Raw genomic sequence first — 16,478 nt, forward strand, 5'->3', positions numbered from 1 at the left:
TCTTAAACTCTGTAAAATCAATATTAAAGTTGAATTGTTAACATTATTAAGATATAGTGAGTTTTATTTCTGGATAAATCACTTTGTAAGGCGTAAAATCCGTCAATATTTAGATTTTTTAATAAATCATAATTAAATCCTATCCCTAAACGGTTTCGATTCAATTTTTTTTGATTAAAAGAATAGCTTATCTCATTGAAAGCGTATAGCTTCCCATGTCCTGATCCCGCTTGAAACGGAGAATGTAAACGATTACGATTCCTATAAAAATAAAGATCTTCGGTATCTTTTCTGATCCAGTTCCAAATCATGTTCCGGTTTTCAAGGAGGAATCTACCTATAAATAACTGAAAATTGACAGAATGCATAAATGTGTTTTCGCTGCGGCTAATTCCTTCATTGTCAAAAGCCAGCATGAGATAGGAAGGGTTTAAAGTGATATGTTTGTTGATTTTAATAAAGGATTGAATGTAGAGCCCATCTATATCCTGATTATTATTAATCCCATAATGCCCCCAAATACTAAAAGCTGATGAAACCTTATAAGAGACTCCCGAAAAGTACCAAACAGAGGTTGATGAATTTTGCTGTGCGAAGCTTTCTGATTGAATGAATAAAAAGATATAGCCTATTTTTTTAACCAAATTCATACTGAAATATTTAAGCTAAAATTCGTTAAATATGATCAATTTGCTGATTTGAATTGATTACCTTTTGTTATAAAAATCTAATATTTGGAATTGTAGATGAATAATAATGTTTTTGAAGAATGGAAAATATTTATTATCAGTAATTTAAGGGTCTATTTTAATGATGGTACCCCTAATTGTTTTAAAATTTTTGTATATTATTTTCGAAAAACGATAAAATAATCCAAAGATGAAAATTGATTACCAAGATAGTCCTTTTGATGTTAATATTTCCTTTGAAGCTCTCATAAAGGATTTACAGTTAAAAGTAGAACAGAATACTGCGGACGAAAAGGAGCGGTTGCTGTTCATAGAGCTACAAGGTTATCCTGCAATTAAAGATGGTATTATGGATGGTGTAGAGTTTGATACATGTTTCCCAATAATAGATCGTTTATTAAGACCTTTATTTCCTGAATTATTAACCCATAACGAAATAAAGGCGGTCACAATACCTTACACAGATTTTTTCTTTTACCATACCGAAAGATTCAAGTCGATATTGAAACAGGCAGGAGAGACATTTCAATTGGATATAAGAAATTTGGATGTCTATAATTCTTACATTCCGCTTTGCTGTATTATATTAAATGAACATTATAAAGTTCAATTAGACCTTTATAAACCACTATTTTACCGAATACCTGATTCGCATGGTAATTATAAAACCTATAGAATTCTTTATAATGCTGATTTTATAGATGTCATTCCAACCTCGAGAGCGTATAATCTTCAAGATGTCGATATAGCTCGTTTAATTGATAATTATGATGATATTGACCTTTGGAAAAAAATGTTTCCCCCTAAAAGCTATGTTTTATCGGGATTTGCGATTATTAACTTAGTTGATGTTACCGTGGAAAGCGCAGTGTCGACCTTTAAAGAAAGTTTTATTGGCAACAGGACTGAACATTTGATAGAACAGACGGAAACTATAATCAATACTATTTTTAAAGTATCAAATCTTAGATGTGGCTTATTATTGTATAAAAAGGAAGAAAATAAACTTTATGAAGTAAATTTTACGAAGAGTTTCCCAACTTTCATTTCTATAGATCCAATGCAAGGGAATCTAGCCAATGAGGTACTTGCCCCTGAAATCTGTCATTTATTGTTTGAAAAGCTAACTTATTTTGCTACCTCATCCTTGAAAACAATAGTTCCCCAAAAGTTAATTAATTTTAAAAATCTGAGTTTTAGTGGCAGCTTTTTACTTGTTCCGGTTGTTTACGAAAATGAAACGATTGCTGTTTTAGAAGTCTATTGTCCTCAAGAACTTGTGCTTAACAGTATTAGCGCACAAAAGTTAGATATCTTTATGGGATATTTATCTGAAACATTGCATCGTATTATTGTCATGCACCAAAATAAGATACAGGCAATGATTCAGGATCATTATACTTCTATTCATGAAAGTGTTTACTGGAAGTTTCATCAAGTCGTGGAGAAGTATATTCAGAAGAATGATTTGGACAGTTCAGGTTCGTTAGAATCTATTGTTTTTAATAACGTGTACGCCCTTTACGGGCAAGTAGATATCAAAGGGTCTTCTGAAGCAAGAAATAAAAGCGTAGAGCTGGATCTGCTGCTCCAACTTCATGAACTACATGCATTATTATCAACATTTAATGGGGAATTGAAAGAACATCATGAACTATATTTACTTCTCAGAACAATTACTAATCTTTTAACAGAGATCACAAATTCTTTTGATGTAAATACCGAACAAAGAGTAGTGAAATTTCTTGACGAAGAAGCGCATGGGTGGCTTCGGAAGAATCATGTTGATGAATCAATGAATATGGATGTAGTGGAATATTTTAGAGGGACCGAGTTGAATGGAAAGTTTCATCTGAAAAGACAGGCTTACTCAAATACGGTTGATACAATTAATAGTAAACTGAGCAATATTTTGGATGACCATCAGAAGGAAGCCCAGAACATCATTCCCCATTATTTTGAACGATATAAAACTGACGGTGTTGATTTTAATTTATATGTGGGTGCTGAAATAGCCCCTCGTCATACTTTTACGGATGAACAACTATATGAATTACGTTACTGGCAACTTATTACACTCATCGATATGGTCACTGCACTCCAAAATGAAAAGCATGATCTTCCTTATCCATTGGGGGTAACAGGGCTTATACTTGTATATCACTCACCGTTATCTATACGTTTTAGAATGGATGAAAAGAGATTCGATGTTGATGGGTCTTATAATGTAAGATATGAGGTTATTAAAAAAAGGATAGATAAAGCCCGGATAAAAGGAAGTGCCAGGCGAATTGTTGAAGAAGGTAAGATCTCTGTGGTATATTATTCTGATCATGAGAAGGATGAATATCTTAATTATTTGGATAAGCTGAGTAAAGAAAGGAAATTAACTTTTCAGACAGCTAATTATCTTGTAGAGGATCTTCAAAATGTTGTGGGATTAAAGGTTCTTCAAATCTCTTTTTAGTATTTTCTTTTTTTGTTGTTCCTAGGAAGTTTAAGATTTGAAATAGATGTATTTGAAAAAAAATAAGGAAATTAGCATAAAATCTTTCTTTTACAGGATAGCACCATAAAATACATGATACATACAATCTATAGAGAGCAGCAACTATATTGTGATATAGAAAAAGCGTGGAAGTTTTTTTCCTCGGCAAATAATCTTTCAACGATCACACCTCCGGATATGAAATTTACGGTGCTGACTAAAATGGAAGATGATGAAATTTATGAAGGAATGATCATTGATTATTATATTTCGCCGATACTGGGAATAAAAATGAAATGGAAAACAGAAATCACACAGGTTGACTTTCAAAAAAGCTTTACCGATTTTCAGAAAAAAGGACCTTATAAACTTTGGAACCATCATCATGAATTTATAATCAATGACAAAGGAATATTGATGAAAGATTCAGTGAAATACGAACTTCCTTTTGGATTCTTGGGAGAAATTGCCCATAAAATATTTGTAAGAAAAAAGCTTGAACACGTTTTTAATTACAGGTTTAAAGTCTTAGAAAATCTTTTCAATAATAATAAAATCTCATGATTATTTTGACAAAAGGAGATAATGATGTTGAATATATTTTTAGTTCAAAAATCTAATGGAAATGGATAAAATAAATATTTTTTGGTTCAGAAGAGATCTTAGACTAGAAGATAATGCAGGACTGTATCATGCTTTGAAATCTGGGCTCAAAGTAATGCCAGTTTTTATATTTGATACGGAAATTTTAGATCAGCTTCAGGATAAGTCGGATAAAAGAGTAGATTATATTCAGCAGGCTCTTGCTAATCTGCAAAGAGATTTAATTGATTTAAAAAGCGGACTTACCGTATATCACGGGAAGCCTCTGGATATTTTTAAAAGCCTCACCGAAGAATTTGAGATTGATACTGTGTTTTGTAATCGGGATTACGAACCTCAAGCGATCAAGAGAGATCAGCAGGTAAAGGATTTTCTTCATAAAAAAGATATTGCTTTTTCAGATTGTAAAGATCAGGTGATATTTGAAAAAAACGAAATCCTGAAAAGTGATAAGTCTCCATACACTGTTTTTACTCCTTATTCAAAAATATGGAAAGAGGCTTTACAATCTATAGAAACTTTTGCTCCTGACTTTAATAATTTAGTTCATATAAGTAATCCAAAAGATATTCCCAGTCTTGAGGATATTGGATTTAAAAAGACAGAAATTATGTTTACAAAACCATCTCTTGATCTAAAAATTATTAAAACCTATGGACAATATAGAGATTTTCCTTCTTTAGATCATACGAGTCATTTGGGAGTAGCTCTTCGTTTCGGAACTATTTCTGTACGAGAATGTGTACAATTTGCTCTTAAACATAACGAAACATGGCTTAATGAATTGATATGGAGAGAGTTTTTTATGCAGATTCTTTTTCATTTTCCTTATGTGGTTACCCATTGTTTCAAGAAAAAATATGAAAACATCCACTGGAGAAATAATGAAGAAGAGTTCAAAGCATGGTGCGAAGGAAAAACGGGTTATCCTATTGTAGATGCAGGAATGCGTGAACTTAACACAACAGGCTTCATGCACAACAGGGTAAGAATGATTACGGCAAGTTTCCTAACCAAACATCTCTTGATTGACTGGAGATGGGGAGAAGCTTATTTTGCACAAAAACTGTTGGATTATGATCTTTCTGCCAATAATGGAAACTGGCAATGGGTAGCAGGAACGGGATGTGATGCAACGCCTTATTTTAGAATCTTCAATCCCGAGGAACAAACCAAAAAGTTTGACAAAGAGCTTAAGTATATTAAAAAATGGCTTCCCAACTATGATCAACCCAAACCTTTGGTCGATCACAGATTGGCAAGAGAAAGAGCTTTAGAAGCTTATAAAAAAGCATTGGATTAGTTCTATTCAATAAGTGTTATTTCTAAAATAACACTTATTGAATGACTGTACTTTTTGTTCTTACAGTATGAGCAGAAAAATAACCTAATGCTCCATTACTGATGTTACTCGGAGGATTGGTAGGAGTAATTCCTCCTCCGGGACCACCTCCGGAAAGTTGCAGAAGCGCTGAATAAAAAGTGTACACTTTGTCATCAATACACTGCATTTCCACATGAATGGTGTCACCTACAACGACTTTAATATCATCCGCATCACCTTCATCATTAGGAAGGATTAAAGGTCTCTGATTGGGCATTCCATTATTTACATTATCGGAAAACTCTGAGAAAAACTTCTTAGAATTATTATTTACTGTATACACAAAAAGATAACGATTTCCTAAAGGTGATGGATCTGTAAAAACGGGTAAAAGGGTATAACTTGTTTCACCTCCCACCATAAACGAGTCCTGATCCAGTCCGTCAAAAGAAACGGCTGTAGGCATCGTACTTTGTGCAGAATATTCCTGTCCTTCTGCGTTGATCTTTAAAGTATAGGTTCTTCCCGATTGTCCTACAAAAGTTGAGGTTTTATACGTTCCGTTGCCAACATATTGCAAGGTTTCCGTTTGTCCAGTATTATCACTTAAAGTAACCTGTGCATTTTCGATGGCTGGATATTGATTGTTTTCTGTAAAGGCAACAGATTTCGTGATCTTCACATAATAAGGTCCGGCTTGGTCAGTTACATTTGCTTCGATAACGATTTTCCCGCTTTCATCCGCCAAATCAAGATCAATTTCCTTTTCACAAGACGTAACGATAAACAGAGATAATATGATTAAAAATAAATTTTTCATGAATTAAAATTTGAAGTTATAAGTGATATTGGGTACCCAACGGAAAAGAGAGGTCTGCATTGCTCTTGTCGTTCCCGGTTTATCAGGATTGTCTTCAAAAGTAATCGTATAGGCATTTTGTCTTCCATACACATTGTAAACTCCGAATGACCACGAACCTTTGAAACGCTTATTAGAACTCGGTTCATACGTTGCACTCAAATCCATTCTGTGATAAGCAGGCATTCTGTCTGCATTTCTGTTGCTGTACTGGAAAACAGTTTGTCCGTTCAGTTCATATTTTCCGGTAGGGAAGGTCACTGCATTTCCTGTGCTGTAAAGAAACAATCCGGAGAAAGACCATTTCGGATTCAACTGATAAGTAGCTACGACAGAAAGATCGTGGGTTTTATCCTGTCTTGCATTGTACCATTCATTATCATTAATTCCGTTTATTTTTCTTTCGGTTTTAGATAAAGTATAAGAGATCCATCCCGTTAATTTACCGCTTTTCTTCTTAGCAATTAATTCCAGACCATAAGCTCTTCCTTTTCCGAATAACAGCTCACTTTCTACATCTGCAGCGGTATCGAACGTAATTTGTGCTCCATTTTTATAATCAATCTGATTCTGCATAGATTTGTAGTAGATCTCTGCATTCAGTTCATAATTATTGTTGTTAAAATTTCGGCTGTATCCTGCACTGATCTGATCTGCAATTTCAGGTTTTACAGTGTAACTGCTTCCAATCCATTGGTCAGTAGGATTTCCGCTTCCGCTGTTGCTTAATAAATGTAAATTCTGTGTATTTCTTGAATATCCTCCTTTAATACTGCTCACTTCATTAATTCTGTAATTTGCTGTAATTCTAGGCTCCAGGTTCACATATGTTTTACCAAATTTTCCTTTTTCTAGATATTCAGAATCGGTAAGAATTCCATTTTCATACGTGTTGAAGGTATCACCACCCAATACACTGAATACCGAAAGTCTTACCCCATAATTAATCGTCAGCTTTTCTGTCGCTTTAAAATCATCATTGATATAAGCTGCATTTTCCCACGAATATCTCGCATTTCTCGGAAAACTGCTTACACTGGTTCCCGAAGCACTGCTTGGAGTAATGGTATGATAAATTGACTGTAACCCAAATTTTACATTGTGCTTATTTCCTGCAAACCACGAAAAATCCTGTTTTATATTCCAGTCTTCAATCTGAGAATCAAGTCCGAAAGTATTGTTGTTACTGCTTAAACTTACATTATAATTGTAATTGCTGTAAATGAATGATGTATTTGAAAATAACTTGCTGCTTATAATACTGTTCCAGCGCAGCGTAGCCGTTGTGTTTCCCCAATCGGTTGAAAAAGTATCTCCAAGACCTAAAACATCTCTTCCAAAATATCCGGATAAATAAAGTCGGTTATTTTCATTAATCTGATAATTGGCCTTAAGATTTAAATCATAAAAATATAATTTACTGTCTTTAAAATCATCTGTCGCCTTTAAAAATAAATCGGCATACGTTCTTCTTCCTGAAATGATAAATGATGACTTTTCCTTTTGAATAGGTCCTTCAACGCTCAGTCTGCTGCTGATCAAACCAATTCCTCCATTTAAGTTATAATCCTTATTGTTCCCGTCTTTCATTTTCACATCCAGAACGGAGGAAAGACGACCTCCGTATTGAGCAGGACTGTTCCCTTTGATGATACTCACATCTTTCAATGCATCGCTGTTAAAGGTGCTGAAAAACCCAAGTAAATGGGAAGCATTATAAACAGGAGCTTCATCCAGTAAGATCAAGTTCTGATCAGTAGCACCGCCTCGTACAGAAAATCCACTGTTTCCTTCACCGGTGCTTTTTATTCCGGGCAATAGCTGAATGGTTTTCATGACATCCTTTTCACCGAATAAAACCGGAAGTTTTTCAATGTTTTTCATGCTCAGTGTTTCAGTTCCCATTTGAGCCGAAGAAAGATTTTTGTCTTTCTTTACGCCGGAAACGACCACTTCCTCAATTTGTGCGACTTTATCCTGTTCTTCTGAGCTGATCTCAATATTAATCTTCACATTATCTTCTACATTTACAATTTGCTGCAGATCTTTAAAACCTGATTTGGAAAAAAGTAGGGTATAAGAACCTTTTGGCAATGAAAGAGAATAAAATCCGTATTCATTGGCAACAACAGAGATGGTAGGATCTTCGGCAACTTTTATGGAAACGCCTAAGAGCAATTCGCCATTTTTTTTGTCTTTTACCGTGCCACTTACCGAATAGTTTTGCTGTGCAAAAAAGACTGTACTGAAACAAACTGCAGCTATAGTAGTAGCAATTTTCATAGAAGATGTCTGCATCTCAATATTTTATAAGTTTATTGTTGTATAGTAAACGTATTTGACTCTCAAATATACTCTATTTCTAAAGTATTTATCAAAAGAGAGTGATATGTTTACTAATTAGTAATATGAATCCAGTAAATGTTTCAGGCAGTATAAATTTTTATAAAAACTAGAAATCTTTGCGGGAAATAATTAAATCGTATTTTTTGTAAGTTTATTGTGATTTTTAAGGATAAAATTTGAATCTACAGGAAATAAATAGATAACAAAATACAAAAAAGCTAAACAACTGTATTGCCTAGCTTTTTATTTCGATTCTTAAAAAGTCTTCTTTTAATGTCTTTTTCCTATCATCTAAACTATTTTTCAGACGCCGAGAGCCATTTTATAACGTCATTTAGCATGTCCTGATTAACAGTGTGATCTTCCTGATATTGATGAAATTCAGGTTTTAATCCTTTTGATTGTAAATAATCAACGGCATCCAAAGCATATTGAAATTTTAAAACTGAATCTTGTGTTCCATGAGAAACAAATATTTTCAAATTTTTTAATCGGTTTTCTGTGGAAAACAAAGGTTTTACTTCTGGAAGCAGCCTTCCGCTCATAACTGCAATTCCTTTAATTTTTTCAGGTTCCGTCAAAGCTACACTGTAGCTCATAATTCCACCCTGACTGAATCCCATTAGAAAAACTTTATTCTCATCAAAATCCTCAACATTTTTAAGGTCTTCAATAAATTTTAAAATTTCTTTTCTAGAACTTTCCGCCTGTTCTTCATTGATTACTGAACCTTGTGGAGTAAATTTTACCTGAAACCATGCAAAACTGTTCTGTCCCAAAACCAATGGACCTCTTGCAGATACTACCAGAAATTGGTCTGGAAGTGCATGGGCAAAAGAAAACATATTTTGTTCGTTGCTTCCCACACCATGCATCAGAATGATTAATGGTGGTTTTTCAGTTTTTACTTTTGGTGATCTTACCAAATAATGCAATGATGGTTTTTGAGTTGTATCTGTCATTTTGAAACTTAAACTTATTAAAATAACGAATAGCAGTAAAGTTGATATTCGTACATATTTTGATGCTATCATGCCTTATCGATTTTCACGGACATCATATTGAGCGATCCGGCAACAAGAGCATCATTGAAAATGGTAACTTTTTCATCTTTTTCCTGTAAACCTAAAATATAAAGCAGAGGATTATAATGTTCAGGAGTAGGAATTGATAGTTGAATCTCTTTCCCCAGTTTATCATAGCGGATCAAAGACTGATGATCTCCATCTGTAACAAGCTGTTTGATTTTCTCATTGGCGGTAATTGCCCAGTCAAAACCATATCCCGGTGTCATCATTTTATCCCACGCTGCCATTCTTAGATTATGAACCGTATTGCCGCTTCCTATAATCAAAACTCCTTTTCTTCGCAGGGCAGAAAGCTCTTTTCCTAAGGCATAATGATATTCCGGACCTTTTGTATAATCCATACTCATTTCAATCACAGGAATGTCTGCATTGGGATATAAAAATTTAACAACAGTCCAACAGCCGTGATCTAATCCCCATTCATCAGTTAAGCTAATATCAACCGAACGTATCAGTTTTTTGGTTTCCAAAGCAAGCTCTGGACTTCCGGGAGCAGGATATTGTACATCAAACAAAGCTTGAGGAAAACCTCCGAAATCATGAATGGTTTCCGGATGTTCCATTGCAGTGATAAACGTACCCTTCGTTTCCCAATGTGCCGAAATACAAAGAATAGCTCTTGGCTTTGGTAATGTTTTGGCTATTGACTGAAATCCCTGAGTAAACATATTGTCATCAATTGCATTCATAGGATTTCCGTGTCCTAAAAAAAGTACCGGCATTCGTTCTGATGGAGCCATATTGTCGGTAAGAGAGCGCAATTTGCTAAGTTTCATTGCTGCGGCTCCTATAGGTAAAAGTGCCATAACTTTAAGAAAATCTTTTCGCTTCATTCATGTTTATTTATTCATGATTTGATCCATGTAAGATTTATTATCCCAAAATAAATACTCTTCACTCATGGTTCCATCTTCTTTCCAGATTCCGATGGTTACCATGGGAAGCTTAAATTTTTTTCCGGTAGGCTGTATGAAAGTTCCGTCACCAAGAGGCATGGGTTTTGTAAAAGTACCTTCCATGTATCCCATAACGGCAGTTATATTTCCGCTTCCTATTTTTATGGGATGTTCTTTTATTCTTGTATCCGGTGCATAAACAAACATCGCGTCAAGCGTTTTGATGTGTTGTTCCAATCCCTTTTCAGTATGTCCGTCAGGAAAATGGACAAGAATATCTTTAGCATGACTTTCATGAAGCCTTTTCCAGTCTCTGTTACTGAAAACAGTATAATCCAGGGTGTCAAAAGTTTCCAGATTTTTTGCTATAATTTCGTTGGCAGCAGTAAGCTCTTTAATCTGCTTTAATGCATCATCACTTTTTGCTGATCTTTTGCTTTGAGCATCAATCGAAATACTTGATAATACGATTAATGATGCTACTAATACTCCTCTTGTTAAGAATGTCTTTTTCATTTTTATTTGTTTAAAATTATATTACAAATTTCCAAAACAAACGAAAGGAAGAGATAACACTTATCAGAAGAATAGTTGTGTTTTTAGGAAATAATCTTGATCATTTCTTTTCGGTATTCTGAGGGAGTGATTCCTGTTTTTTTCTTAAAAGCATGGGTGAAATAAGTCTTCTCATTAAAACCTAATTCATAACCGATTTCTGCAATCGTCTTATCAGTAGTGATCAGCAGGTTTTTGGCTTCGGTTAATTTTCTGATTTCTATAATTTCCGAAACACTCTGATGAAGAATATCCTGACAGATGATATTGAGGTTTCGGGTGCTCATAAAAAGCTTTTCAGCATAGAAATTGACATCTTTGGCTTCCTTATAATTCTCTTCCAGTAAACGAAGAAAATTTTTAAAAGTCAGACTTTGAATTTTTTTTGACTCATCATAATTGAGGTTGAGTTTTTTACGATCAGATTCTATAATGGTGAAGAGACTGCTCAGTAACTGTCGGATAATGGATAAATCCGCATTGGGTTGAAGATATTCGTCATAGATGATTTGGCAAATACTATCCAATCTCTCAAAGCACGAGTCTGCTTTTAAACATATGTTGGCTTTGTCGTGGTAAGAAGAATAGAGTTGAAAAACAGTTTCAGCAATAAATTCACGCTTAAAACGGATAGTCCAGATATCGCATTTTCCGTCTTTAATAAGAGGTTTTACACGATGTAACTTTCCCTGAGCAATAAAACTGACGAAAGGAGCATCTATCAGCTGAGATTTAAAATCAATGAAATGTTCCAGCTGACCATATTTTCCAATCAGCAACTCTTCATAATCATGGTGATGAGGATCATTTTCTGCTTTGTTAATTCTATCTGACTCTTCAGGATCTATCCTGAACATTTTAAAGATTTCGTTCATCTTCAAGGTATTTTTAGCTCTGTAAAACGTATAGGTGAAGGTAATCAATTAAATGAATTCATTTTTATGAATTGATATTTATTTTTATTTTTAATTTAACGCATTGATTTTTAATTATTTGTATTTTAAAATAAACTTTTAAGTATATTTTGTTTGGATTTAAAATATACTTTTTGGTACATTTGTATTGTGAAATTTGAAAGTCATGTTAACAAAAGCAGAAAAAACAAAACAATTTATTTTAGAAACAGCTAGTCCTCTCTACAATGAGAAGGGGATTTCTGGTGTAAGTATTGATGATGTTTTAGAAGCTACCAAACTGACAAAAGGTTGTATTTACGGACATTTCAATGGAAAAGATGATTTATCCGAACAAGTAATTGACTTTTCCCTAAAAAAAATGTCAGAGAAAGTAGCAACTGTAGTTTCAAAAGGAAAAACACCAAAAGAAAAGATTTTTTTATACCTTGATTTTTATAAAAATCCTATGGATACTTACATTGCAGGTGGTTGTCCTATTTTTAATACCGCCGTAGAAGCAGATGATCATTTTCCATCTATTAAAAAGAAAGTGGCAACCGTTCTTCACGCAGGTCAGGAAGGTCTTTCAAATATTTTAAAAGAAGGTATTGCTAAAGGCGAGTTTTCAAAAAAACTTAATGCTGAGGTTTTTGCGTTTAAAATGTTTTCGGCTATTGAAGGAGGAATCGTTTTAAGCAGAACCATGGGCTCTCGAAAACTAATGCTTGAGCTTATAAAAGATCTAAAGAAAGAATTAGAGCAGTATATGCTGTAATTTTTTTTAAATAAAAATATACTAAAAAGTATATTTCATGAAAGGACTCAAAATTATTTTACTAGAAATAAAAGTGTAAAAACAGACAATATCATTAATTATTAAATAAATGTATTTAAAATGAAAACAACAGGAAATACAATATTCATTAGCGGTGGAAGTGCCGGAATAGGATTGGCAATTGCTAAAAAATTAAGCGATGCAGGGAACAAAATCATTATCAACGGACGTAGTGAAGAACGCCTTCAAAAGGCTCTAGCAGAATTGAAAGATGCTGTAGCGATTCAGGGAGATTTATCAGTAGAAGCAGATAGAATCCGTATTGCAGAAGATCTGAAAACGAATCATGCAGATGTAAATATCATTATCAACAATGCAGGAGCAGCTTTTGGATATTTATTAAGTGAAACAACCAATGCGCACGAAAAAGCTTTGATCGAAATGAATACGAACTATTTTGCAATCATTCATTTTACAGAATTGATGCTTCCTCATTTATTGGCAAAAGAAGAAGCTGCTGTAGTAAATATATCATCTATAGCAGTACATAGAAGTCATAAATTCCTGCCAACTTACAGTGCAAGTAAAGCAGCGCTACACAGCTATACAACTGCTTTAAGACAAACCTATGAAGAACAGAAAAACCTTCAGGTCTATGAAGTTTATCCACCATTGGTAAATACAGAGTTTTCTGCCGAAATTGGCGGAGCGGCAGGTATTCCGGCAAGTGAAGTTGCAGATGAATTATTCATTGGATTGGAAAATAATCTGTTTGATATTCCGGTAGGAGATACAAAGATCTATGCACATGCAATTGGCGAAGCAATGGAAAAATTGCTACATGCATAAAAGTAAAATAACTCAATAATTTACATGATTTGAATGTTAATGATTGGGTTATCTCATTTTAGAAATTAAAAATAAACTCTGCATTTCAAGCATTTAGTTAAATTTTTGACATCGTAATTTTTTAAAATTTAATTAATTGAAAATCAATTTTTTACGGATTGTTTTTGTTTTGATGAATATCGTAAAAAAGAATACTTTTACTGCATTTTCGATATTTTTAAAATCAATATTTTACGAAAAGCTCAATAAAGTTTATACATTTGTATCGTTCAAAACAAGCGAATGAATAACACAACTATTATTATTGTCATTCTTGTCATTATCGGATTCCGGTGGTGAGTGATGGCTTGTGATAATTTTTGAAATTGAAATACAACAGACCATTCTCATCATGAGAGTGGTTTTTTTATTTAAAAAAGATAAGACAAATAATAAACATAAAAATCAACACAAAATGTATTACAATGACGACAGTGTTCTCTTCTTTGATGGGGAATATGTGAAAGCAAAAGAAGCTAAGACCGACTTGTACGGTCAATCATTACACTACGGATATGCTGTTTTCGAAGGAATTAAATCTTACAAAACAGACAACGGAACCAAAATTTTCAAAGCAGAAGAGCATTATGACAGATTGAGAAGATCAGCAGAAACAATGTTGATGCCTTTCGATTATTCTACCGAAGACATGGTAGAGGCAACGTACAAATTATTGGAAATTAATAATCTAAGCAACGCTTATATCCGCCCGATCGTCATTTGTTCACCCAATATGGCTTTGTCAAAAGGTCAAAAAAGTTATCTCGTCATCGAAGCTTGGAATTGGGACAACGGTTATATGGCAAATAAAATGAGAATTATGACGTCGTCATTTGAACGTCCAAATCCAAAAGCATTTAAAGTTGAAGCAAAAGTAAGCGGTCATTATGTTAACTCAATTTTAGCTTGTCAGGAAGCGAAAGATAGAGGTTTTGATGAAGCTTTGGTTTTGGATGCTGAAGGAAATGTAGCAGAAAGTTCAGGTGCGAATATCTTCTTCGAAAAAGATGGAAAACTTTTCACACCAGCAAAAGGAAGCATTCTTCCTGGAATTACCAGAGCTACAGTTTTTGAAATCTGTGATAATCTTGGAATTCCTTACAAAGAAAAATTCTTCAAACCGGAAGAAATGCAGGGTGCAGATGCCGGATTTTTCTGTGGAACAGCGGCCGAAATTGTAGCATTAGATTCTTTGGATAACGTTCCTTTCAAACTGAATTGGGAAGACAGTTTATCATCCAAAATTCAGACAGCTTATCGTCATTTGGTGTTAGAAGAAGATTATTCTTATTTAAAATCAGACTTGCAGTATGTGTAACGTAGAACTTAATAAATATTCCAAAATACTCACGAAAGATCCGACACAACCTGCCACTCAGGCGATGTTTTACGGGATTGGTTTCCAAAAAGAAGATTTCGACAAAGCACAGATCGGAATTGCAAGTATGGGTTACGACGGAAATACTTGTAATATGCATTTGAATGGTTTGGCAGAGATTGTAAAAAAAGGTGTTAAAGAACAGAATTTGGTTGGGTTAATGTTCCACACCATTGGAATCAGCGATGGAATGACCAACGGAACAGATGGAATGCGTTATTCTCTCGTAAGTCGCGATATCATTGCGGATTCCATCGAAGCTGTTTGTGCAGGACAATATTACGACGGATTGATTACAGTTCCTGGTTGCGATAAAAATATGCCGGGTTCTCTGATGGCAATGGCTCGTCTCGACCGTCCTTCGATAATGGTTTATGGAGGAAGTATTGCACCGGGACATTACAAAGGCGAAGATTTGAATATAGTTTCAGCTTTCGAAGCGTTAGGAAATAAAATCGCAGGCAAAATTTCTGAGGAAGATTTTCAAGGTGTGATTCAAAATTCTTGTCCAAGCGCAGGAGCGTGTGGCGGAATGTACACTGCCAATACAATGGCTTCCTCAATTGAAGCTCTCGGAATGAGTTTGCCTTATTCTTCATCTTATCCTGCATTAAGCAAAGAGAAAAAAGAAGAATGCCAGTTTGCCGGACATTATGTTAAAATTCTTCTCGAAAAAGATATTAAACCATCCGATATCATGACGCCGAAAGCTTTCGAAAATGCTTTGAGGTTAATTATGATTTTGGGTGGAAGTACAAATGCAGTTCTTCATTTTATTGCGATTGCAAAATCCATCGGATACGATTTGACTTTGGATGATTTCCAAAAAATCAGTGATGAGACTCCATTTTTGGCTGACCTTAAACCAAGTGGTAAATATCTAATGGAAGACCTTCACAAAGTTGGCGGAGTTCCTGCGGTAATGAAATATCTATTGGATTTAGGCTTGCTTCACGGCGATTGTTTAACGGTTACGGGAAAAACCATTGCTGAAAATTTAGAACACGTGACTTCAATTATCGACAGACAGCAAAATATCATTCACGATATCAAAAATCCAATCAAGGAAACCGGTCACATTAGAATTATGTACGGAAATCTGGCTGAAAAAGGTTCTGTTGCGAAGATTACAGGAAAAGAAGGCGCTTATTTCAAAGGAACTGCAATCGTTTTTGATGGCGAAAAAGAATTCATCAAAGGAATTGAAGATAAAAAAATTCAGGAAGGAAATGTAGTCGTCATTAAAAATGAAGGACCAAAAGGCGCGCCCGGAATGCCGGAAATGTTGAAACCAACTTCAGCTTTGATGGGTTCAGGTTTAGGTAAAAATGTTGCATTGATTACAGACGGAAGATTTTCTGGAGGAACGCACGGTTTTGTGGTTGGTCACATTACACCAGAAGCTTTTTCCGGAGGACTGATTGGCTTGATAAAAGACGGCGATGTGATTGAATTGGATGCAGAAAAAAATACCATTAACGCATTGTTGTCAGATGAAGAAATTACCAAAAGAAAAGCCGAGTTCCAACAGCCCGAATACAAAGTGAAAAGCGGTGTGCTGTACAAATACGCTAAGTCTGTCGCAGATGCGTCACAAGGTTGTGTAACTGATTTATAAATCAATAGGAACGGGCTTTAGCCCGTTTTTACCAGAAAAAATTATAGGCTTTAGCCAAAATTTAAAATATTAAAA

14 protein-coding genes are annotated in these 16,478 nt (G+C 34.4%); 7 read left to right on the top strand and 7 right to left on the bottom strand.

The genetic code is table 11. From position 1 onward, the window contains the following. Positions 1–23: 23 nt before the first annotated feature. Positions 24–650 (bottom strand): DUF2490 domain-containing protein, encoded by a 627-nt coding sequence (locus RM51_RS11095; RefSeq protein ID WP_039369108.1) that lies wholly within the window; start codon positions 648–650, stop codon positions 24–26. A gap of 229 nt (positions 651–879) precedes the next feature. Here RM51_RS11095 and RM51_RS11100 point away from each other — a divergent pair, with 229 nt between their 5' ends. The 3 genes from RM51_RS11100 to RM51_RS11110 all read left to right on the top strand — a co-directional run bounded on the left by RM51_RS11100 (position 880) and on the right by RM51_RS11110 (position 5,083). Further along, positions 880–3,156 carry a hypothetical protein gene (locus RM51_RS11100; protein WP_039369109.1) on the top strand — a complete coding sequence of 759 codons (2,277 nt, stop codon included), beginning with the start codon at positions 880–882 and terminating at the stop codon, positions 3,154–3,156. Positions 3,157–3,270: 114 nt separating this feature from the next. Then, a complete protein-coding gene (locus RM51_RS11105) occupies positions 3,271–3,741 on the top strand; it encodes an SRPBCC family protein (protein ID WP_039369111.1) in 471 nt (156 codons plus the stop codon). A gap of 61 nt (positions 3,742–3,802) precedes the next feature. Further along, entirely contained in the window at positions 3,803–5,083 is a 1,281-nt protein-coding gene (locus RM51_RS11110; protein ID WP_394330997.1) for a cryptochrome/photolyase family protein, read from the top strand. 34 nt (positions 5,084–5,117) lie between these two features. Here RM51_RS11110 and RM51_RS11115 read toward each other — a convergent pair whose 3' ends face one another. From RM51_RS11115 to RM51_RS11140, 6 genes are all read right to left on the bottom strand, one after another. Beyond that, positions 5,118–5,924 carry a DUF4249 domain-containing protein gene (locus RM51_RS11115; RefSeq protein WP_039369116.1) on the bottom strand — a complete coding sequence of 269 codons (807 nt, stop codon included), beginning with the start codon at positions 5,922–5,924 and terminating at the stop codon, positions 5,118–5,120. A 3-nt stretch (positions 5,925–5,927) separates the two neighbouring features. Next, positions 5,928–8,261, bottom strand: a complete 2,334-nt coding sequence (locus tag RM51_RS11120) for a TonB-dependent receptor (protein ID WP_039369119.1) — start codon at positions 8,259–8,261, stop codon at positions 5,928–5,930. Positions 8,262–8,605: 344 nt separating this feature from the next. Then, complete coding sequence (locus tag RM51_RS11125) at positions 8,606–9,271, bottom strand: alpha/beta hydrolase (protein ID WP_039369121.1); 666 nt, start codon at positions 9,269–9,271, stop codon at positions 8,606–8,608. Between the two features lie 68 nt (positions 9,272–9,339). Beyond that, positions 9,340–10,173: a 4,5-DOPA-extradiol-dioxygenase gene (gene ygiD, locus RM51_RS11130; RefSeq protein ID WP_039369442.1), complete on the bottom strand. Its 834-nt coding sequence runs from the start codon at positions 10,171–10,173 to the stop codon at positions 9,340–9,342. A 63-nt stretch (positions 10,174–10,236) separates the two neighbouring features. After that, positions 10,237–10,809, bottom strand: a complete 573-nt coding sequence (locus RM51_RS11135; RefSeq protein ID WP_039369124.1) for an ester cyclase — start codon at positions 10,807–10,809, stop codon at positions 10,237–10,239. Between the two features lie 83 nt (positions 10,810–10,892). Beyond that, positions 10,893–11,723, bottom strand: a complete 831-nt coding sequence (locus tag RM51_RS11140) for a helix-turn-helix transcriptional regulator (protein ID WP_039369127.1) — start codon at positions 11,721–11,723, stop codon at positions 10,893–10,895. A 205-nt stretch (positions 11,724–11,928) separates the two neighbouring features. Here RM51_RS11140 and RM51_RS11145 point away from each other — a divergent pair, with 205 nt between their 5' ends. The 4 genes from RM51_RS11145 to ilvD all read left to right on the top strand — a co-directional run bounded on the left by RM51_RS11145 (position 11,929) and on the right by ilvD (position 16,403). After that, positions 11,929–12,519, top strand: coding sequence for a TetR/AcrR family transcriptional regulator (locus RM51_RS11145; protein ID WP_039369130.1), 591 nt, complete (start codon positions 11,929–11,931; stop codon positions 12,517–12,519). A gap of 120 nt (positions 12,520–12,639) precedes the next feature. Further along, a complete protein-coding gene (locus tag RM51_RS11150) occupies positions 12,640–13,368 on the top strand; it encodes an SDR family oxidoreductase (protein ID WP_039369133.1) in 729 nt (242 codons plus the stop codon). A gap of 454 nt (positions 13,369–13,822) precedes the next feature. Continuing rightward, positions 13,823–14,725 (top strand): branched-chain-amino-acid transaminase, encoded by a 903-nt coding sequence (ilvE, locus tag RM51_RS11155; protein WP_039369445.1) that lies wholly within the window; start codon positions 13,823–13,825, stop codon positions 14,723–14,725. Continuing rightward, positions 14,718–16,403, top strand: a complete 1,686-nt coding sequence (gene ilvD / locus RM51_RS11160; protein ID WP_039369136.1) for a dihydroxy-acid dehydratase — start codon at positions 14,718–14,720, stop codon at positions 16,401–16,403. The genes ilvE and ilvD overlap by 8 nt, the downstream gene beginning before the upstream one ends. Positions 16,404–16,478: the final 75 nt, after the last annotated feature.

It is taken from the genome of Chryseobacterium taiwanense (assembly GCF_000813825.1).
GTDB lineage: Bacteria > Bacteroidota > Bacteroidia > Flavobacteriales > Weeksellaceae > Chryseobacterium > Chryseobacterium taiwanense.

Excerpts from the sequence above, each read along its gene's own strand:
- RM51_RS11095 (WP_039369108.1), bottom strand. The coding sequence starts at position 650 with ATGAATTTGGTTAAAAAAATAGGCTATATCTTTTTATTCATTCAATCA.
- RM51_RS11100 (WP_039369109.1), top strand. The coding sequence starts at position 880 with ATGAAAATTGATTACCAAGATAGTCCTTTTGATGTTAATATTTCCTTT.
- RM51_RS11105 (WP_039369111.1), top strand. The coding sequence starts at position 3,271 with ATGATACATACAATCTATAGAGAGCAGCAACTATATTGTGATATAGAA.
- RM51_RS11110 (WP_394330997.1), top strand. The coding sequence starts at position 3,803 with ATGGATAAAATAAATATTTTTTGGTTCAGAAGAGATCTTAGACTAGAA.
- RM51_RS11115 (WP_039369116.1), bottom strand. The coding sequence starts at position 5,924 with ATGAAAAATTTATTTTTAATCATATTATCTCTGTTTATCGTTACGTCT.
- RM51_RS11120 (WP_039369119.1), bottom strand. The coding sequence starts at position 8,261 with ATGCAGACATCTTCTATGAAAATTGCTACTACTATAGCTGCAGTTTGT.
- RM51_RS11125 (WP_039369121.1), bottom strand. The coding sequence starts at position 9,271 with ATGACAGATACAACTCAAAAACCATCATTGCATTATTTGGTAAGATCA.
- ygiD (WP_039369442.1), bottom strand. The coding sequence starts at position 10,173 with ATGAAACTTAGCAAATTGCGCTCTCTTACCGACAATATGGCTCCATCA.
- RM51_RS11135 (WP_039369124.1), bottom strand. The coding sequence starts at position 10,809 with ATGAAAAAGACATTCTTAACAAGAGGAGTATTAGTAGCATCATTAATC.
- RM51_RS11140 (WP_039369127.1), bottom strand. The coding sequence starts at position 11,723 with ATGAACGAAATCTTTAAAATGTTCAGGATAGATCCTGAAGAGTCAGAT.
- RM51_RS11145 (WP_039369130.1), top strand. The coding sequence starts at position 11,929 with ATGTTAACAAAAGCAGAAAAAACAAAACAATTTATTTTAGAAACAGCT.
- RM51_RS11150 (WP_039369133.1), top strand. The coding sequence starts at position 12,640 with ATGAAAACAACAGGAAATACAATATTCATTAGCGGTGGAAGTGCCGGA.
- ilvE (WP_039369445.1), top strand. The coding sequence starts at position 13,823 with ATGTATTACAATGACGACAGTGTTCTCTTCTTTGATGGGGAATATGTG.
- ilvD (WP_039369136.1), top strand. The coding sequence starts at position 14,718 with ATGTGTAACGTAGAACTTAATAAATATTCCAAAATACTCACGAAAGAT.